The sequence below is a fragment of the Halorientalis sp. IM1011 genome (genome assembly GCF_001989615.1).
Taxonomy (GTDB): Archaea; Halobacteriota; Halobacteria; order Halobacteriales; family Haloarculaceae; genus Halorientalis.
The window spans coordinates 30178-49953 of the sequence record NZ_CP019068.1; the positions used below are offsets into that span (position 1 = coordinate 30178).

Sequence of the window (19776 nt, forward strand, 5' to 3'; positions counted from 1 at the left end):
TCCGAGCAATCGGCCCGCCGGGGCGCTGCTCGTTTCACTGGAAGCCTACTCCCAGTCGTAGCCGTATCGTTCCGTACGCAGGATATCCGCGACCTGATCCGGGTTCTCGATAGCGGTCTCCATCGCTGCTTCGAGCACGTCCGTTTTCGTCACTTCTTCGCCGAGTGCAGCTGCGACTGCGTCAACTAACTCCGGAATGCGAGTCTCGTTGTACTCACGGAGATAGACGGGGCGCTGTGAACGGTTTTCCTTGACGGCGTCGCGTTTGTAGATGTACGGGAGCGTCCGAGAGAACGACGTCTCACTGGAATCGTCACGTTCGGTCCCCGTCCGCTCTGTCTGCGTCGGAACAGACCCACTCTCGCCTCGGTTCGGAGTGTCCTCGGACTGTTCGTCACTACTGTCCGGTTCAGTCGGTTCTGATTTGTCACCGGTATCCGGCGCTTCGGCAAACGGATCGTCAGTCGATCCCTGTTTCATGCCGGCACCTCCTTCTGGCGGCGGATATACGCCGCCAACTCCTCGAACTTGTCCAGCGTGTCGAGTTCGTGATCCCGCTCGCGATCACGATGTTCGTCTATATAGCGAAATGCGGTACATTGTTTGTCCCAACACCCTTCGAGGAGCGAGGAGCGCTTCCGGAACGTGACCGGGACCTCCCATCCTTCGTCCTGGAGTTCGACCAGGAACTGATCTTGCGTGTTCAGCCCCTCGAATCGGTTGGGAACGATCGCCAGGACCCCAACTTCGATTTCCAGGTTCTCTTCGAGTCCGGCGACGATGTCGTCGAGGCCCTGTACCGATTCGTAGCCCTTCCCGCTTGGCTCGAACGGGATCACCAGGTGTCGGGTGGCGTGAATCGCGTTGTGGAGTTTGATGTCCGGGCTGGCCGGGGGGTCGATGATGAGCGTGTCGTACTGCTCGTGCACGCCGGCTTCCCGCAGAACCCGGAGGAGTTGTTTGTTGGGGTTGAACGACTCACCGAAATCGGCAGCCTCCTCGGCCCGTCGCTGGAGGTGTTTCGACGCGTATTCGAGGATGTTGTGTGCGGGGATGATGTCCAGGCCCTCGCTCGTTTTGATCAGATCCGCAAAATCCCCACGCGGGCGGTCGATCATGTGCCGAAGGAGGCTATCGGCCTCCTTGTTACTCCGATCCTCGTCGACGTCGAGGAGGTACGAAAGCGAGGCCTCCTGCGTGTCGAGATCGATCAGCAGGACCTCGTTTCCGGCCCGCGCTTCCGCTTTCGCGAGATTCGCAGTGAGCGTCGTTTTCCCGACGCCCCCTGCCTCGCTGTAGACCGTATAGGCCAACATACCCGACACGTCGGGCCACCACCAAATAAAACTAAGTCAGACAATCGACTCAGCTGAGTAAGTTGGTTAAGTTTGCTGGCTAAATAGGCCAACTAATTGAGCTGGCTGAGTTAGCTGGCTTAGCCAGCTAGCTTAGTTATCTAGCTAAGCCAGTTAGTAGAGTTCTCAGAGTTAGCTATCTGGCCGAGTTATTTGGGGAACCGAGATGGCTGTCCTGGCTAACGGACTCAGTGGGCCTGGTTATCGAATCGTGACATCTAGGCTGGTTAACTCGCCAGGCCAGACGATTTGGACAGCAGATAGAGATTATTTCGTGGGGTGGAGCGGCTGCCACCAGAGAGACGTGACTCGACGCACAGATCTTCACCTCAAAACAGATCGATAGAGGTGTGTGACGGCGCCGTCCACGATTCAGAACACTTCGATAGAGGTGTCTGCCCAGACCACGGTTTCGACGACACCACCCTATATCAGCCGGATATGATTATCTCCTAGAATAGAGTAGAGATTCCGACACGGGCCAATATCGGCCGTTTTGGCGGCTTGTGGCGACAATCACACATCGATAGAGGTGTGCGATCTGCGTCCGGTGAGACTGGAACTGTAGACTGGTTGGGGCTCGGGGATTCTCTGAAACACATCGATAGAGGTGTGGGATAAACCATGTGGCCGGGCCCGCCGAAGTGGGCGGTCGTCGAGGGGTGTCTCAGGTTTCGTTACGGAGTTGCGCTTTGACCACCGACTGGACTTCGTCGGCGGAGACCATCTCGATTCGAGAGTCTTCGCGTAGCGTATCGAGGATCGTGTCCGGCCGCTCGGCGAACTGAAATTCGAGGAACATACCTGAACTCGGGCCGTGACTCCGTCGCTCGAAGTCGACCAGCGAGTAGGTCGTCAGCTCTTTCATCTTGTTGACGTAGGTTTCCTGGTGGTACTGGTCGACTCCGATCGTGTCGGTCAGGAACTGGTAGACCTGGTACCCAGTCGTACTGCGGGCCGTCCCGTCGTCGGTTTCGTCCGCGACCGCCGCCGTGGCGTAGAGACAGAGCTTCTTCTGGGTACTGATACCGCGCACGACTTCCAGAACGCGGTTCTTCTCGACTTTCTCCTGGGCGTTCCGAACGTGTTCTTCACCGACGCTGGAATCGCCCTCCCGTTCGGCCAACTCCCCGGCGACCCGCATGAGGTCGATCGCCTTCCGTGCATCGCCGTGCGTCTGTGCCGCGAACGCGGCCGCGAGCGGAATGACGTCGTCGCTGAGCACGCCGTCGTAGAACGCGTCCTGTCGGCGACGGAGGATGGCCTGCAACTGGTTGGCGTCGTAGTCGTCGAAGTGGACGTCCTCCGGGGTGAACGAACTGAGAGCGCGACTCCCGACGGACTCCATCATCTTGGTGTCGTTCGAGATGGCGACGACCGAGATGTGTGCGTCGAGATCGTCGATGGCACCGGACCGCGTCAACTGATACAGCAGTCGAGAGAAGGCGGGTTCCTGTTTGTCTCGGCGGCCGACGAGCATGTCGAGTTCGTCGAGGACGAACACGACCGAATCGAAGTTCTCATCGACGATCCGATACAGGTCGTCCCACTTCTCTTTGGTCGCGACGCCGTGTTTCGGGACCTGCACTTCCACACCGGCCTCGGTGGCCGCTCGCTCGGCGAGTTCGTACACCGCGATGCCGAGCGTGTTCAGGTCCTGGCAGTTGACCTCGATCGTCCCGAACCGGATATCCCGCTGTTCACAGATGTTCGAGATGTTCTCACAGACCGCTTTGGTGATGAGTGACTTTCCGGTCCCGGAGGGCCCGTAGAGAAAGAGGTTCGGTGGTCGATTGTCGCCCAGCGCGACGCGGAGCATCTTCGTCACCTCCTGGAGCTGTTCGCCACGACCCACGATGCGATCCTCTTCGACGATGTAATTCGGGTCGAGAAGCGACCGATCGCGGATCAATCCCGCCTGTTCGTCGAACTCGAGCAGCATCTCTTCGATCGACTCGGATCCGGTGTCGTCGACCGATCCGGAACCGGTAGCGTCGATCTCGTCGGAACCGAAATCCTCGCTGAGATCGTCCGGAACCGGGTCGGCGTCCTCCGACGGCGAGTCCCCACCATTGGACCCGGACGAGTCAGTGTCCATGCCCGACCCCTGACGAGGCAGTGCCATAAGTCTTCTCCACCTCTATCGATGTGTAAATCTGCAGTACATCGATTATTACGTGTGGAAAACCGAACCAGGGGACGGTATCCGGATGGTTCCTACACAGGGACCGACGAAGTGTTTGCTGAACAGCGTAGGGTCGACGATGTGTTTCGACGGACGAGTCGAGACGGTTCCACACAGACACCCCTCTATCGATGTGTTCGAGTGTTCGAGGGGGCGGGGGGTGAGATTCGGCAGGTTTTGCCGGATGGAGTTCGTGCAATTCCCGCTACCGTACGATATCCAGTGATAGGCACTATAGTAGTCTTAGAGTCGATCTAGCTGAACCCGTCGAAACCCATCTTTTCCTTCTTCTTCTAGCTTTCTAGAACGAACACTCACACACACCTCTATCGAAGTGTTCGATGTGTTCGCTAGAATCACGTTTTGCCGCTTTTTCGCTTCTAGTTACTAGTTCCGCCACTCCTAGCCTATTTCTTCCGGTACAGCTTCTCTATCCGAGACTGATCGGAAATATCCCCCGTCGACACCTCTCGATCGAGACGTTCCCTCCTGTCCCTACGAACCGAAACACATCGATAGAGGGGTGTCTGTGTGGTCCAATCCCCTTCAGCGACTCGCTCGAAGCGGATCTGTCCACACGGCCGAGCCGAACCGAACCGAACCGAACTCTCACCTGAAGTCGATAGCGAGGCGGAACACATCGATAGAGGGGTGTGAGAGTATCCAGTCGCGCTCGAACAGCGATGTCGTTCAGTTGTGGTCCCCGGACGTGTTCTCAGGCTACGGTATCAACCAATCGTCGTCGGGCTTCGCCCGACTGCCTGAGGGAACTTCGCTCCCTCTCTGTTCACGACGGGGAGGAGGTCACTCAGAGGTCGTCTGCTCGGCCGTCGAATTCGATGTGGCGGTCTCCGTCTCCGACGGCGTCGGAGTCGGTGTCGGCGTCGGAGTCGATGTCGGAGTTGGCGTGGGCGTCGGAGATGCTGTTTGCGTGGGTGTTGGAGTCGGTGTCGGCGTGGGCGTGGGCGTCGGTGTTGGCGTCGGCGTGGGCGTGGGCGTCGGTGTTGGAGTGGGTGTCGGCGTGGGGTCCGGTGTCGGCGTCGGTGTCGGCCCGGGAGTTGGCGTCGGCGTCGGCGTTGGTGTGGAATCCGGTGTCGAATCCGGCGTGGCGGACGGCGTCGAGGCCGACTCGTCGGTCGCCGGTGGCTCGGTCGTGTCGGGCGGACCGGTCCCGGCGTCCGTGGTCCGATCCGGCGTGTCCGCGCCGGGCGTTCCGGCCGCCGGGTCCGTTCCCTGTCCCGTGCCCGGAGTCGGGGTGTCCGTCCCGTTCCCCCCGACGGGAACCGGGGGCGATAGATCGTCGCCGGTCGGCGGACCGTCGTCGTCCATGCCGAACAGCGAACCGTCGGTCGGCAGGCCGACGACCATGCCGAGCCCGCTCAGGAACAGGACGACGCCGGCAGTGAGCAGGATCGCCCGGAGGACACCGGAGTCGATCGTCCGTGTGATCCGCTGGATCGGTCGCGATTCGTCGACCCGTCGGATGGTCCGGTCGGCGCGCTCGTCGAGCGGCGCGGGTAACGAACCCGCCAGTTCGAGGAGTTCGTCCACGTGGACCGCTCCCGTCGTGACCGCGAGGAGGGAGTAGACCGCCAGCCCGACCGGCGGGACGACGACGAGAGCGATCAGGGGGTTCTTGAGCAGGTAGGATAGTCCCACGATCGGAATGGCCGACAGCGCGACTGTCGCGACGAGGCGGCGGGGACGGAAGTCGTTGAACGGCTCGTAACCGAGCTGGTGTGCGCCCCAGACGTGGGCCAGCGGTAACGAGAGATACCCGAGCGAGGTCGCGACAGCCGCACCGTACATCCCGACGGTCGGGATCAGGATGGCGTTGAGCAGGAGATTCCCGAACGCGGCGACCGCGGTGGCGATGATCATCACTCGCATCTCGCCTTTGGCGTAGCTGATGGCGAACACCGGCCGACCGATGGCGAACCCGATGGTCCCCGGGATGAGGAGCAGGACGGGCAGGACCGCCGCGCCGCCGTCCTCGCCCAGATACAGCGGGACGAAGGCCCAGGCGAGCGCTGCCAGTCCCAGCGAGAGGAGCGTGGTCAGGAGCGCGGTGTAGCGGATCACCTTCCCGGCCAGGGCGTTGATCTTCTCGATACGGCCCTCGGCCCAGTGGTCCGCGGTCGCCTGTACCATCACGCTCTGGACGGACCGGGGGACGATCCAGAGCAGTTGCGTGATGACCAGCGCCCCCTTGTAGATACCGACGTTGGCGCTCTCACTGAAAAACTCCAGCATGATGACGTCGACGTGGATCAGCGACATCATCAGGAAGTTGTAGACGATGGAGGTGTGGTTGAAGTTGAACAGCTCCCAGCGTGGAAACTCGGTGGGGAGGGGTTTGAGGATCGCCGCCAGTGAGATGTGGCGAGCTATGGCGACCGTCGCGATCACCGTGACGGTCGTGCTGGCGACGATCTCGCCCAGGAGCACCCCCTGCACACCGTAGCCGAGGAAGGCGAGTGAGACGCCGATGATCCCGAACAGGATCTTGTACACGACCTTGAGCGGTTCCGCGATGTGTTCCAGTTTCAGTCCCATCAGCGCCCGGCGGACGTATCCCCGGAACTGCGCGGCGATGGTCAACACGGCGAGCAGGTAGAAGTACGGCTTGTACTTCTCGCCGATGGCGGCGGCGACGAGGCCGGTCTCGGCGGCGAGGATCAACAGTCCCGCCGCGATCACGGCCAGCACCGCCGCGAGCCGGAAGTAGAAGGCGAAGACGTGATCCTCCCAGCCGTCGTCATCGCGGTTCTCCGAGAGGAACTTGCGGGACCCGCCGTTGATCCCCGAACTGACGAGGATCATCAGCAATCCGAAGACGGACATCACCGTCCCGTACTCCCCGTAGGCACCCGGCTCGAGGAACCGGAACAGGAAGGGCGTGATGAACAGCGAGACGACGAGGATGGCGACCCGCGACCCGATGACCGAGAGAAACGCCGTGAACGTGTTGCGGTTCACCATGGCGGTCGACCCGTGGCTGTCCGTGGGGCACCCACACCCCACGCCATCTCAGTCGTCACGACTGACTCGTTCTCCGGGGACTGTGGTCGTGCCGGCCCCGAGCCGGACGCCCGGATCGAGACTGGTGTTGATTCCGGTGTGGACCTCGTCCCCGAGGACGACACCGAACTTCCGGCGGCCGGTCGAGACCTGTCGTCCCTTGACTGTGTACCTGATCTCCCGTTCGTCGTGCCGGAGGTTCGCGACGTTCGTCCCGGCCCCGAGGTTCACGTCCCGTCCGAGGACGCTGTCGCCGACGTACGTGAGATGTGCGACGGTGGCGCCGCGCATCAAGAGGCTGTTTTTCACCTCCGCGGCGTGGCCGACCGACGCGTCCGGGCCGACGAGCGTCGCGCCTCTGACGTAGGCGTTGGGCCCCACCGAGGCACCGGACTGGATCCGGACCGGCCCCTCGACGACGGTGCCCGGGCCGACGGACGCGCCGGGTTCGACGACCACCGCGCCCTCGAGCTCCGCGTCCGGGTGGACCTCGCCCTCAATCGACCGGCCGGCCGCACCCAGACGTCGCTCATTGGCCGCCAGTAGCTCCCAGGGGCGGCCGACGTCGAGCCACTCGTCGAGACGGACCGGGGAGACCTCGTGCGTGTCGACCACGCTGTCGAGGACGTCCGTGAGTTCTCGCTCGCCGCGCTCGCTGGCCTCGACGTCGAGTTTCGAGCGTGCGGCGTCGGGGAACGCGTACGCGCCGGCGTTGGCGAGGTTCGACGGCGGGTCGTCGGGCTTCTCGCGGACCCCGGTGACGCGCCCGTCGTCGGTCGAGAGCACGCCGTAGTTCGACGGCGTGTCGACCCGGACGCACGCGACCGCCGGTGCGGCGTCGAACAGCGTCCGGATGTCGTCGGCCCGGTAGAGGTTGTCACCGTTCAGCACGGCGAAGGGGCCGTCGAGGTACTCGCCGGCGGCGGCGACCGCGTCGGCGGTTCCCTGCTGTTCGGACTGGGTGGCGTAGTGGATCGGGACGTCCACGTCGGACGCGTCGAAGTGCGAGCGAATCCGCTCGCCCTCGTACCCGACCACCAGCACGATCTCGGACGCGCCGGCGCCAACGGCAGCGTCGACGACGTGTTCGACGAGCGGCCGACCGGCTACCGGGAGCATCGGCTTGGGCCGTCGCTCCGTCAGCGGTCGCATTCGCGTCCCTTCACCGGCCGCGAGGATCACGACTTGCATCGATTATCCGGGGATACCCACCGACCCGGCTTTATTATCTGTCGGCTAAGTTTCACACCGCCGATCCGGCCGACGTGCGGTGGCCACACCTCGGGTGATCTCTTCCGTGTGAAAACCCGGTTGCGGGAGCCGTGTGGACTTACTGGATCCATAACTAACCGGTACGGGGACGCACCCACCGACGACAGAGATGTACACCCCACTACAGGAGGTGACTCGATGGACTGGGAACGTGTTGCTTCTATCGGCGTCGCGGCTCTCTGCATGACTGCGATCGGCGTCGCCGCGACGACGCTCGATTCGACCGTCTCACAGACGCCCGACGACCTGATCGATCTGGGTGACACGCAACTCCCCATCGGGGACGATTCGACCGGCGAAATCGACGACCAAATCGAACAGAACAAGCAGTCACAGGGGAGTGATCAGACCGGACAGGTCGCCGATCCGGAGCCCGGCGGCCAGTCACAACAGCAGTCGAGCGACGACCCGGGCGAGCGGACTGGAGAGCGCGAGTCGGGCTCGGGCCCGCTGGGGCTCGGTCCCGGGGGGCAGTCGCTGCTCCAGCAACTGCTGGATCTCCTCCGGAAACTGCTCCCGTTCCTTCTGGCCCTTGTCGCGCTCGCGCTGGCGTACCGCTATCGCGACCGGTTGCTGGGCATCCTCCTGGCGCCGCTCGCCGCACTCCCCGAGAACGGGTCCGACGAGCGTGACACGACGGCCCGCGACCCGTGGGTGGACGTCGATCCCGACGACCGGATCGACCGCGCCTGGTACGCGATGGTCCGGCGACTCGACGTGGATCGACCCTGGGCCAGGACGCCCGACGAGTGCCGCAGTGCCGCCGTCGACGCGGGGCTGGATCCCGATGCGGTCGGGACGCTGACCCGCCTGTTCCGTCGGAAACGCTTCGCCGCCGAGGGCCTGCCGTCGGAGGAGCGCGAGCGGGCGGCCGAGGTCATCGACCGACTCGAACTCGGGGGGCGGACGCGATGAACGGCGTCCGCAAACTCTTCCTCGCGGCCGGGACGGCCCTGGCCGGGGTGACGCTGCTCGTGTTGACGGTCCCCGCGGTCGGGAACGCGATCCCGATCGGGACGGTCGTCGAGCGACTCGGCGGCGACTGGGTGCTCGTCGCCGTCTTCGGCGCGGTGGCCGCTGTCTTCCTCCTGTCGAGTCTGGCCTGGCGCGGCGTCGAGGGACTCGACCAGACGGACCCGCCGACACCCGAAGAGGTCGAGACGGTACCCCGGTTCGGCGGGGACTTCGACGACCTGGTCGACCAGCGGTTCGGCATCCGCGACCGGTTCTTCTCCGACCGGCCCGCCGCGGTCCGCGAACACGTGCGCGAGGCGGCCGTCGACGCCGAGATGGCCGCTACAGGCTGTTCGCGTGCCGAGGCGGAACGGCGTGTGGCCGACGGGTCGTGGACGACCGACGCCGAAGCGGCGGCGTTTCTGGCGGACGATACCGACCCGCCCGTGAGCGCACGCGTGCAGGCCGCCGTCCGGGGACGCGCGTGGTTCCAGCGAGGGGCCCGCCGCGCGGCGGCCGCGGCCTGTGACCGCGCAGGGGTCGGGGGTGAGCGATGACGACTGCGACCCACCGCTGGCGTGGCGTCGTCGGCGTCGCGCTGTTCGCCGCCGCCGTCGGGATCCTGTTCAAGCGGTCCGCCGTCCTGTTGCTCTCGGCGACGGCCGTCGGGTTCGTGGTCTATCCGCGACTCACGAGCGCGCCGGACCCGTCGCTGGCCATCGAGCGCGAGGTCGACGTCGACACACCTGCCGACGGCGAGGAGGTCCCGGTCACCGTCACGCTGCGCAACACCGGCAACTCGACGTTGACGGACGTGCGCGTGATCGACGGCGTCCCACCGATGCTGTCGGTCGCCGACGGGACACCGCGGCACACGGCCGTGCTGCAACCCGGTGCGGAGACGACGTTCTCCTACAGCGTGACGGCACGGCAGGGAACACACCGGTTCGATCCGGCGACGGTGTTCGTCCGCGACGTGGCCGGCGCACACGAGGTCGAACGGCAGGTCGCGACGGACACGAACATCGAGTGCGGTGCGGCGGTGCCGGAGATCCCGCTGCGGGACCGGACCGGGCAGCGCGTCGGCGACCTCGTCACGGACGAGGGGGGAACCGGCATCGAGTTCTACCGGACTCGCAACTACCGCAAGGGTGACTCGTTGAGCCGGATCGACTGGAAGCGGTTCGCCCGGACGGGCGACCTCACGACCGTCGAGTACCGCGAGGAGCGCACAGCGTCGGTCGTGCTCTGTCTGGACGCCCGGGAGATCGCACACCGATCGAGCGGCCCCGACCAGCCCCACGCGGTCTCCTACGGCCTCGGCGCCGTCGAACAGCTGTTCGGGACCCTGCTGGAGACGCCCCACCACGTGGGCGTCGCGGCACTGGGGCCGGACTTCTGCTGGCTGTCACCCGGAAGCGGGACCGAACACGCCGCCCGCGCCCGAAACCTGTTCGCCTCGAACCCGTCGCTGTCGGCCCGACCGCCCGACGAGGAGACCAGCGAGGCCGACCTCGACCGGCAGGTGTCGGAGCTACGCAAGCGTCTCGACACCGAGACACAGGTCGTCGTCGTCTCGCCGCTGCCCGACGACGACATCGTCCAGGCGTGTCTCCAGCTCGAATCGACCGGGAACCCCGTCACCCTGCTCTCGCCGGACGTGACGACGACCGAGACGACCGGTACCCGGCTCGCCCTGTTCGAGCGCCGGTCTCGCATCGCGACACTGCGTGAACGCGACGTTCCGGCCGTCGACTGGGAACCCACCCAGCCGCTCGGGACCGCGCTGGTCGAAGCACAGGAACGGTGGTCGGCGTGACGACCAACAGACCTGCGCCGCTGTCGGCCGTCCTGTCGGTCGTCGCGGCGGCCGCCGCCATCTATCTCGTCGCGACGGGGCCCAACCAGCGGTTCGCGCTCGCAGTCACGATCGGGGGGCTCGCCGCACTCGCCGTCGGGATCGAACTCTGGCGGCGCGAGCACCGCCTCCTCGGTGGCATCATCGGACTCGTCGGAACCGGCGCGGTCGGTGTGGCGCTCGTCCTCGGGTACAGTCGGTCGGCCCGGTTCGGCACCGCCGCGGAACTGCTGCCGGGACTGGTCGGGCTGTCCCTCCTGGTCCTCGGGCTGGGCCCGATCTGGAAGGGGCGTGAACGCCTCCTGTTCTCCGCCGGCACCGGACTGGTGTTCGTCTCACCGCTCGTCGCCGCCGTCCTCTACGAGACCACCACGGTGACGCTGCTGATAGCCGGCGTCTGCACCGTCCTGGCCTGGGACCTGGCCGAACGGGCGGTGAACCTGGGTGAGCAGGTCGGCCGCGAGGCCCGCACTTACTCCGTCGAACTCCTCAACGGCGGCGCGACGCTCGCCGTCGGCGGTGTCGCCATCGCCCTCGTCCAGGGCGTCGCCGGCGCGAACGTCACGGGCCTCCCGCTGCTCGCGCTCGCAGGGTTGCTGGCCGCGGCGTTCACGCTGCTCGTGGCGCTGTACAACTGAGCGGCCGGCGACGCGACCGGGCCACCGGCCACCCCTCGCCGCGGCGGCTTGCATGGACAAGGTGTGCCCTTACCATCGACGCACCGACAGGTCGTAGCATGGGTGAACTCCGCGCCCCGTTCGGTATCGACATCGCAACGACCCTCGTCGGATCGGGGGTGACGCTGTTGTTCTCGGGGCTCTTGCTCCGGTACGGCCACCGCTTCGGCCAGTTCACGAACGGTGAGATGTATCTGTACGCCGGCGGCGCCCTCTTCGTCGTCGGACTGGTGCTGGGGATCGTCTTCGCCATCGCCCGGATCGACTGAAAAGAGCGGGGACGAGGCCGGGCCGCGAGTCGGTCGAGCGACCCCCGAGCGACGGCGAAACCGCGAGTAGCGGCGGCCTCAGGCGGAGACGGGGTCCTGATAGTTGATCGTCGGGACCTGCTCCGCGTCGAGGATGTCCGCGATCACGTCGGTCTTCTCTACCGTGTCGACGCGCGCGTCAGCGGTGAGGACGAGTCGGTGTGCCAGCACGGGGCGGGCGACCGCCTTCACGTCTTTCGGGGCGGCGAACTCCCGGCCCTGGACGCAGGCCATCGCCCGCGCCGCCTCGAACAGGCGCTGGGTGCCACGCGGTGAGACGCCGCCCTTGACCCGGTCGTCGGCACGCGTCGCCCGGGTGAGGGCGGCGATGTACTGCCGGAGGTCGTCCTCGACGTGGACGTGTTCGGGTGCCTCCCGGAGCCGTTCGATCTGCTCGGGCGAACAGATCGTCGAGACCGAGGGCGTCTGGTCGGTCCGGTCGGCACGCCGGTCGATCAACTCCAGTTCGCCCGACAGCGACGGGAATCCGAGGCTGGTCTTGACGACGAACCGGTCCTTCTGTGCTTCCGGCAACGGGAAGGTCCCCTCCTGCTCGACGGGGTTCTGCGTCGCGATGACGAAAAAGGGCTCGGGAAGCTGGTACGTCTCGCCGTCGACGGTGACCTGTCCCTCCTCCATGGCCTCTAGCAGTGCGGCCTGTGTCTTCGGCGAGGCGCGGTTGATCTCGTCGGCCAGCACCACGTTCGCGAACACCGGTCCGGCCTGGAACTCGAACTCGCCGCTTTCCTCGTCGAAGACGTGTGTCCCCGTCACGTCCGCCGGCAGCAGGTCGGGGGTGAACTGCACGCGGGAGTACGAGAGGCCCAGGGCAGTGGCGAAACACCGCGCCGTGAGCGTCTTCCCGGTTCCCGGCGCGTCTTCGAGGAGGACGTGTCCCCGCGAGAGAAAGCCCGAGAGAATCGTCTCGAGTACCGCGTCGTCGACGATGACCGCGCGACTGACCTCGTCCAGAATCGATTCACAGTGTGCGTGCACTCGCTGCTCGTCCATGTCCCGGTAGTCGTGGGACCGTCCCGTAATTATTCGGCCGATAAGGCGGCCCCGTCCCCCTCGTGTCGCGGGCGGCTCCCTTCCGGTCGGTCACGCCGCCATCCCTGCATCGCTGGTGTGACCGACGACTCCGCCGGGCCACAAGACCCATATGTGGCTGATTAGCACGCGAATAATTTTTGGTATATCGGTCTACTGTCCGGGTGACAGATGACTCGTTCGGACAGTTCAGGGGCGAGCGGGCGTCGAGGGGGCGGCATACGAGGACAGACACTGCCCGGTTCCACGAGCAAGACGACGTCGCTGTCGGGTGTGGAGACGTTGCTACGGGCGGCGGTCGCCGGGAGCGGGTTCGCACTCATCGCCATCGCACTCTGGCACGTCGCCGCGGAGACCAGCATCCCGGCGGTGATGGCTGTACTGGGCTCGGAGACGACCAAGTGGGTCGTCGTCGTCTTCTACGGCTGTGCGCTCGTCACGGCCGCGAGAATGAGTCGCGGATCGAACGACCGCCGCTGGTAACCCGTCCTGACGTGTCGGGCGGGACCCCTGAGCTCCGCGTTTATCACGTCCGTAAGCTCCCACGACTGGATCGATCCCGGCCCCGTCCCTCGATCTCGGTCGTCGACGGACCGAGCGGTCGAGTCGTCTCATCGATCGGCCTGGCGTTGGCTCGAACGGAAGTGAGTGTCGCGTCTCCTCGGCCGGGATCACTTACCTCTGTTCTAGATTCATTTATTCTCGACATAATAATGAAGTGATAGATGTAAGCCTGAATCGAGATGAAGCGGACCACAAGCAGGCGAGCGTTCATCGCAGCGGCCGTTACCAGCGGGGTTGCCGTCGCGGGCTGTTCGCAACTGCAGGGCAGCACCGATGGTAACGAAACTTCCGCCACCAGTCCGACAGACGACGGGTCCGGAACGCCGAACGGCGGCGGGACGGAAACACAGGACTATCACTACACGGACCGCGGATCCGTCCTCGACGACTTCGAGGACCTCTCGAACTGGGGGACGATCCGTGGTACCCAGATCGCGGAGACCAACGACGTGTACAAGGGCGACCAGTCGGTTCGCGTCAAGAACCCGTCCGGGGGCGGGGCCGGTATCTTCAGGGCCTTCCCGGACGGACTGGACCTGACGGATCAGGACCTCTCCATCGCGGGCAAACTGGAGAGTCCGCGCCCCGGGAAACTGGCCGTCGAGGTCATCGCCCCGGCACGCTCCGACCACCTGGTCTGTCGCCGGTACATCCCCGACACGATGGACGACTGGATGCGGATCGACCTCGGATACACCGGGAAGCGGGGCGAACCCGACCTCTCGAACGTTCAGGAGATCCGGCTCATCGTCCTGAGTGACGACGAGCCGATCAACTTCGTGGTCGACGACCTCCGGACGATCCCCAAACCGGTCGACAGCGGTCGCGTCCTCCTGTCGTTCAACAACGTGCGGGCGTCACACTACGACATCGCCTTCCAGGAACTGCAGCGCCGCGGCTGGTCGGCCATGGAGACGGTCGACCCGGACGAGGTCAACTCGAACAACGCGCTGACGACCGGCCAGCTACGGGAGATGCGGGACGCGGGCTGGGACATTACGTCCCTGCCATCGCCCAACACGCCCCTGCCGGAGCTGTCCACCAAGGAGCAGCGTCGGGTGATCAAGGACACCAAGGAGTATCTGGATCTCAAGGGCTTCACGGACGGCAAGCAGTTCATGACGATCGACTCGGACAAATTCGACAGGGAGACGCTGCAGGTGATCCGGGACCACCACGAGTACGGATTCACGTTCGGGGCATCCCCCAACACCGTGCCGCCCGTCGAGAACGCGACCGTCTCGCAGGTCTACGGAAACGACCTCAACGGCTCCGCTCGCATGATCAACCTGGCCGCCCAGTACAACCAGCTCGCGGTCATCACCTTCCCCGACATCGGACCGAACTCCCCCGTACCCGAGTCCGAGTTCATGCAACTGATGAACATCATCGAGGACTGGGGCGACAATCTCCAGGTGGTGACGCCGTCGGACCTGCTCGAGATGGAACAGAACCTCTGAACTGACGACTGTTACTGGGTCATCGGCCCCTGTTTACGACTGAATATTTCGTATACAGCAGGAAGAGTGAGTACTGCGGTTTTCTAGCCGTCGGTCCGTCAGTCGAGGCTGGGGCCGACATCGTCCTCGTTCTCGGCCAGGGTGACGACGTTCTCGCGGCCGATCTGGAAGCGGCTGATCGTGCCCTCGTCCTCCATGTTCGAGAGCGTCCGACTCACCTTCGCTTTCGACCACTCCACGGCCTCCACCATGTCGGCCTGTCGCATTCGGCCGTTTTCGTTCTCCAGCAGGTGTTCGAGCCGTTCTTCGGCCGACATGAGGTCGGGATCGGGTTCGGGTTCCGACTCGGACTCGGAATCCGCTGTCGCGCCGGGCTCGCCGGTCTGCACCGGATCCGGTCGATCCGCCGCGAAGTCCGGGTCGGCCGCCGGCTCGTCATCGTCAGACTCTCCGATCTGCCACCGACGCTGGACCAGTACGGAGCTGATTCCGATTAGCAGGACGAGGAGCAACCCTTTGAGCGCCGTCAGGGCTGCACTCCCCGCGCTCGTTCCGAACGCGACCTCGAAGCCGTCGCTGAAGAAGTCCCCGTCGGTGTCGGAGTCGGTCGGGTCGAGGCCGAGTTGGACCTCGCGGCTGTCGTTGAGGCCGTCCCCGTCGGTATCCGGTTCGGTCGGGTCGAGGCCGAGTTCGACCTCGCGGCCGTCGTCGAGGCCGTCGTCGTCGGTGTCGGGGTCGGTCGGGTCGAGACCGAGTTCGACCTCGCGGCCGTCGTCGAGGCCGTCGTCGTCGGTGTCGGGGTCGGTCGGGTTCGTCGGCCCGTTGACCTCACGGCCGTCGTCGAGGCCGTCGCCGTCCGTATCCGGGTCGGTCGCGTTCGTGCCGTGCCGGTCGATCTCGTCCCCGTCGACCAGGTTGTCGTCGTCGGTGTCGGGATTCGTCAGGTTCGTCCCCAGTTTTCGTTCCCGCGCGTTGGTGAGCCGGTCGAGATCCAGGTCGCCGTCCTTTTCGGCGAGGATGACCGGTCGGGTCACGGTGTCGACCGTCGTCGCACTATCCGACCCGAAGCTGTTACTGACGTTGACGGTCAGCTCGCGTCGCCCCGTCGTCACGTTTCTCTGGGGCGGCAACTGGATGCTGACGGACGCCGACCCGTTGACGTTGACCGACTCACAGACCGGGGTCCCGCCTCCGTCCAGGGTCACACAGGCGTCGTAGATCCATCTCTTGTCGACAGCCGTCTCTACCTCTACAGTGACGTCTATCCCGGCCGATCGCCAGATTACGTGGGATCCGTTGTGGGGGAAGGTTCCGTCACCGCTGAGAGTGACGTTCGTTATCTGGGCCGAGGACTGGCTGACTGTCTTCGGCTGCTCGGTTGCGGGCGCCGAACCCGCGGCAGGCGTCGCTCCACCCACACCCACGAACGTGAGCGCGAGAAGCGTGAGGACTGCCAGCAGTGCCACACGACTCACTGTAGGACGGCTGTCCCCCATCATCTCGTTGTGGAGACGGACGGTCGTCGACCGACCTCGTCGTGGGAGTCCCGTATGACTGTCGGACGGATAACCGAACTCCCCTTTCTGTAGACGATACGAACCACCTGTCATTAGCATCCGTTGCGCTTTATTTGATTCTTTCTTCTCGATGTGGGAACCCGATCACAACTTCACTGGCCTCACTCGATGGGCCACTGAGAAACATAATTTGGATTAGTATACCATACGCAGTCCACCGCGCGTCGATCAGGGGTCGAAGCCAAAACCGCCAGACGTGAACGGTTTAAACTGGCTGTAACACGGTGAAACACTCTGTAACGGCACCCCTAATTTAATACCCGATATCTGATACAGTGGAGTGTGATGAATCAGGACCCGATGTCCGACGACGAACGCCCGAGCACGGGCGAGGCGTCCAGTGATGAGTGTACGATCGAGACGGACGAGGTCTTTCACCTCCTCCAGAACAGTCGGCGACGTGCAGTGGTCCAATACTTCACGACGCACGACGAGCCGATCAGCCTCAGTGACCTGGCCGACGAGGTCGCCGCCCGCGAGTACGAGACAACGGTCGAGGACGTAACCGACGACCAACACCAGCGGATCTACATCGCACTCTACCAGTCCCATCTCGACAAACTCGACGGGCACAACGTCGTCGAGTACGACACCGAGAACGGGACGGTCGCGCCCGGGCCGGCGCTCCACGAACTGTGTGGGTATCCCGCGACCGAACCGGTCGAGATACAGGAGACGGCGGAGACGTCGGTTCACTCAGACGAGGACGCCGTCTGGGCCAGTGGGTACCTCGGGATCGCACTCGGTGGGTTCATTCCGGTCTCCGGACGCTTCTTCCACGTCCTGCCGAGCGAGGCCATCTCGTTGCAGGTTCTGAACGCGATTCTCATCCTGGCCTGTCTCGTGATCGCCTCCCTCCACTACTTCACCACCCGGTGATCGACGGACGGATCGCCGCTCACTGAATCGGCTTCGCTACCTGTTCACAGACGTTTGGACGCGTCTCGCAGTCCCTGTGAGACCGACCGTCGAAGACGGGGCAGGATCGCCGTCACTCGTCGGCTTCGAATATCCGGACGATGCCGTCGCTCCGAACGGTGATCCGGTATCCCAGCAGGTAGAACGTGAGTCGACCGTCACGTTCGCTCCCGTCCGGGAGCGGGCGGAGGACGCGCTCCATCGCGTCGGGATCGACCGACTCGTTGATCCGCGGCGCGACTTCCGCCGGCGAGATCCCTTCGATCTCTGCGATCGCGTCGATGAGTATGACGGTCAGTTCGTCGGTCTCCGCCCCGTACTCGTACTGGGTTTCGAACACGTGCTCGTCGAAATGCTGCTCATCTCGCACAATTGTGGCCCTCGATTGGACTCGCTCCCTGTCCGTTCCCATGATCTAGCACCGATTTCGGGGGGATCCGCCGCTGCCCATAATACTCGCCACAGAAACCGGCACGCCGGGAAACTGGGGGCCGGTCTCGCTCCCACAGTCCTCGTGTGGATCCCATTTACGAAAAAAATCAAATCCCGGTACTAATAATTTTCTCCTCTGTATCCGTCTTCGATACTGGAAAACGAGTCGAACGAACTGTTGCTCCGTTGAACTGATCCGCCGGGTATCAGCCCGAAATAGCCGCTTCGGGCGTGGTCCACTCGTACCGTTGCGTCGACGGGACGGGGTCCAGCGCCGCGTTTTGCTGCACCCGGTCGCGCCACACTGCGTAAGTCAGGACGTTCCAGGCCTGTCGCCCGCTCTCTACCACCGTCGACCGATCACCGCTGGGGACGAACGACGGGAGCGGGTACCGGTCGAACACCCCCGCGAGTGGCCCGTCCGCGAGGTAGCGTTCGAACGGGAGGACGCCGGCTCCCTTCTCCCGATCCGTCGGGTACTCCGGAAGTCGCCGGTCGAGCAGTCGTTTGAGCAGGTACTTCGTCGAGAGGTCCCGGCCGGCGGTGGGGCCCTGCACGAACCGTCGGTCGGCCGGGACGGACAGCGCACACTCGATCAGGCGCCGGGTCTCGAACGGATTGACGAGCGTGTTCCCGTGGGCGAGGGCCATCTGCCGCCAGCGGGAGCCGACGCGGTGGCCGAACACGAGACAGTGATGTCGCCACTCGGCCTGCCGACCGAAGCGGCCGGCCGACCCGTCGATGGGAGCGCGGTCGCGGACGTACGCGGACTGGGCCCGGCACCGCTCGGCGACGAGTTCGTCGTCGAACAGCGTCCCGACCAGCGCTGGATTCGTGTACGTCGAGTACTGCTGGGCGTACGACTGTGGGTCCGCGACCGACCGATCCAGTTGCTCGTCGAGCGTCCCGAGCCAGTCGATGTAGTCTCCGACCGTGTCCGGTGCGAGCCGACTGGCGACCTTCGCAGGGGGTGTCCCAACCATCGGCGCTGCCCAGTCCGCGACGCGAGCCCCCTTCGTCCCCGTGTTGCCGAAAATCGAGTCGGCACCGACCGCCATCAGGTACTGCCGGCCCTCGTCGGAGGAGAGCGCCGTGTTCATCAGGACGGTCTGGAACGGACAGGACGGCGATCCGGTGGCTTCGATCGCGTCTTCGAGGTGGGTCAGCACTCGCGACTCGTCCAGGACGGTCTGCTCGAAGGGTGCGTCGAAGTACGATGCCCCGTCGCGGGCGTACTCCATCTCGAAGGCGTACTCCGGGGAGTCGATGCCCACGTTCAGCATGGGCGCGTCCGCGCCCAGCAGGGTCTGGGTCAGCGTCGAGTCGACGCCGCCGGAGTAGCAGTTGACGGGGTCGTCGACGACGCCGTCGAGGCCGAGAATCGACTCGTAGGCCGACTCGATGGCGTCGGGTGCGGCGGCCGGTTCGACGTGCTCCGTGCCGTCGAGGCTGTCGACGCGCTCGATGCGGCGTTCGTCGGCGGTGAGGTCCCAGGTGAGCCAGTCGCCCTGCGCCACGCCCGAGACCGGTTCGACGATGCCGTCGGCGCCGACCGGCGCTCGGAAGAGGAGGTGGTCGGCGACAGCCGTGTCCGACACCGTCCGCGCCTCGACCGGGAGCGCCGCCAGTGCGTTGCGGAGGTGGTCGGTGATCATCGCCGTCCCGTTCGGTTTCCGGAGGTAGTAGAGCCGGTAGCCACCGGCCACGGATCGGTACGCGTGGACGCGGCGACCGGTGTCGTCGGCGACGTTCACCAGCGCGGCGTCTTCCGCGACCGGTGGGACAGTCGACTTGACCTCGGCTATGTCGTCGGCGTCGCGAACGCGGGCGACCAGTTCACGGACGTTCAGTCCGGAGACGAACCAGGTGCCCGTGTCGGTGTCGACGACGCGCACGTCGGGGTCGGCGAGCGAAACGGCGAGCGTCTCGGCCATCGGCGGCGCTTCGCGACGTGACGACCTTATTATACTGACCACAAGGCAGATTCACCTGTCTGTCGGGGGGTGCCGGGTACGTATCGAGGGCACGACCGGTCTCACGCCACGATTTCGGCGCTGGGACCGTCGCGCGGCTTCCCATCAGCCGACTGAATACTCATTATCGCGTGGATAATAATGGGCCCGGAACGTCCACGTCCAGATATGA

The 19776-nt window shown here is 64.8% G+C and carries 17 protein-coding genes; 8 read left to right on the top strand and 9 right to left on the bottom strand.

Annotated features, from left to right (window positions below):
- Nucleotides 1-45: 45 nt before the first annotated feature.
- The 5 genes from BV210_RS17740 to glmU form a co-directional block, all read right to left on the bottom strand.
- Nucleotides 46-480 (bottom strand): hypothetical protein, encoded by a 435-nt coding sequence (locus BV210_RS17740; RefSeq protein WP_077208120.1) that lies wholly within the window; start codon nt 478-480, stop codon nt 46-48.
- Nucleotides 477-1316, bottom strand: coding sequence for a ParA family protein (locus BV210_RS17745; RefSeq protein WP_077208121.1), 840 nt, complete (start codon nt 1314-1316; stop codon nt 477-479). The genes BV210_RS17740 and BV210_RS17745 overlap by 4 nt, the downstream gene beginning before the upstream one ends.
- Nucleotides 1317-2022: 706 nt before the next feature.
- A complete protein-coding gene (locus BV210_RS17750) occupies nt 2023-3453 on the bottom strand; it encodes an orc1/cdc6 family replication initiation protein (protein WP_084802713.1) in 1431 nt (476 codons plus the stop codon).
- Nucleotides 3454-4344: 891 nt separating this feature from the next.
- The gene (locus tag BV210_RS17755; RefSeq protein WP_216640683.1) at nt 4345-6522 is read right to left on the bottom strand and encodes a lipopolysaccharide biosynthesis protein; all 2178 of its coding nucleotides are present in this window, start codon (nt 6520-6522) and stop codon (nt 4345-4347) included.
- Nucleotides 6523-6570: 48 nt separating this feature from the next.
- Nucleotides 6571-7752 (bottom strand): bifunctional sugar-1-phosphate nucleotidylyltransferase/acetyltransferase, encoded by a 1182-nt coding sequence (gene glmU, locus BV210_RS17760; protein ID WP_077208122.1) that lies wholly within the window; start codon nt 7750-7752, stop codon nt 6571-6573.
- A gap of 219 nt (nt 7753-7971) precedes the next feature.
- On the opposite strand from glmU, the gene BV210_RS17765 reads away from it, so the two are divergent.
- From BV210_RS17765 to BV210_RS17785, 5 genes are all read left to right on the top strand, one after another.
- Entirely contained in the window at nt 7972-8748 is a 777-nt protein-coding gene (locus tag BV210_RS17765) for a DUF4129 domain-containing protein (protein ID WP_157526139.1), read from the top strand.
- Entirely contained in the window at nt 8745-9344 is a 600-nt protein-coding gene (locus tag BV210_RS17770; RefSeq protein ID WP_077208124.1) for a hypothetical protein, read from the top strand. Before BV210_RS17765 ends, BV210_RS17770 begins: the two co-directional genes overlap by 4 nt.
- Nucleotides 9341-10606 (top strand): DUF58 domain-containing protein, encoded by a 1266-nt coding sequence (locus BV210_RS17775; RefSeq protein ID WP_077208125.1) that lies wholly within the window; start codon nt 9341-9343, stop codon nt 10604-10606. The genes BV210_RS17770 and BV210_RS17775 overlap by 4 nt, the downstream gene beginning before the upstream one ends.
- The gene (locus BV210_RS17780; RefSeq protein WP_157526141.1) at nt 10603-11283 is read left to right on the top strand and encodes a hypothetical protein; all 681 of its coding nucleotides are present in this window, start codon (nt 10603-10605) and stop codon (nt 11281-11283) included. The genes BV210_RS17775 and BV210_RS17780 overlap by 4 nt, the downstream gene beginning before the upstream one ends.
- Before the next feature lie 98 nt (nt 11284-11381).
- Nucleotides 11382-11591 carry a hypothetical protein gene (locus tag BV210_RS17785; RefSeq protein ID WP_077208127.1) on the top strand — a complete coding sequence of 70 codons (210 nt, stop codon included), beginning with the start codon at nt 11382-11384 and terminating at the stop codon, nt 11589-11591.
- Between the two features lie 78 nt (nt 11592-11669).
- Here the strand turns inward: BV210_RS17785 and BV210_RS17790 are convergent, their stop codons facing one another.
- Entirely contained in the window at nt 11670-12641 is a 972-nt protein-coding gene (locus BV210_RS17790; RefSeq protein ID WP_077208128.1) for a MoxR family ATPase, read from the bottom strand.
- Between the two features lie 312 nt (nt 12642-12953).
- Here BV210_RS17790 and BV210_RS17795 point away from each other — a divergent pair, with 312 nt between their 5' ends.
- Together BV210_RS17795 and BV210_RS17800 are read left to right on the top strand one after the other, a co-directional pair.
- The gene (locus BV210_RS17795; protein ID WP_077208129.1) at nt 12954-13163 is read left to right on the top strand and encodes a hypothetical protein; all 210 of its coding nucleotides are present in this window, start codon (nt 12954-12956) and stop codon (nt 13161-13163) included.
- A 260-nt stretch (nt 13164-13423) separates the two neighbouring features.
- The gene (locus BV210_RS17800) at nt 13424-14704 is read left to right on the top strand and encodes a hypothetical protein (protein WP_077208130.1); all 1281 of its coding nucleotides are present in this window, start codon (nt 13424-13426) and stop codon (nt 14702-14704) included.
- A 98-nt stretch (nt 14705-14802) separates the two neighbouring features.
- On the opposite strand, the gene BV210_RS20830 is transcribed toward BV210_RS17800, so the two are convergent.
- Nucleotides 14803-15909, bottom strand: coding sequence for a hypothetical protein (locus tag BV210_RS20830; protein WP_305794036.1), 1107 nt, complete (start codon nt 15907-15909; stop codon nt 14803-14805).
- Between the two features lie 657 nt (nt 15910-16566).
- Here BV210_RS20830 and BV210_RS17810 point away from each other — a divergent pair.
- A complete protein-coding gene (locus BV210_RS17810) occupies nt 16567-17160 on the top strand; it encodes a hypothetical protein (protein ID WP_077208131.1) in 594 nt (197 codons plus the stop codon).
- Between the two features lie 112 nt (nt 17161-17272).
- Here BV210_RS17810 and BV210_RS17815 read toward each other — a convergent pair whose 3' ends face one another.
- Both BV210_RS17815 and BV210_RS17820 read right to left on the bottom strand, forming a co-directional pair.
- Complete coding sequence (locus BV210_RS17815) at nt 17273-17569, bottom strand: HalOD1 output domain-containing protein (RefSeq protein WP_157526143.1); 297 nt, start codon at nt 17567-17569, stop codon at nt 17273-17275.
- A gap of 268 nt (nt 17570-17837) precedes the next feature.
- A complete protein-coding gene (locus BV210_RS17820) occupies nt 17838-19565 on the bottom strand; it encodes an asparagine synthase-related protein (protein WP_077208133.1) in 1728 nt (575 codons plus the stop codon).
- Nucleotides 19566-19776 lie beyond the last annotated feature (211 nt).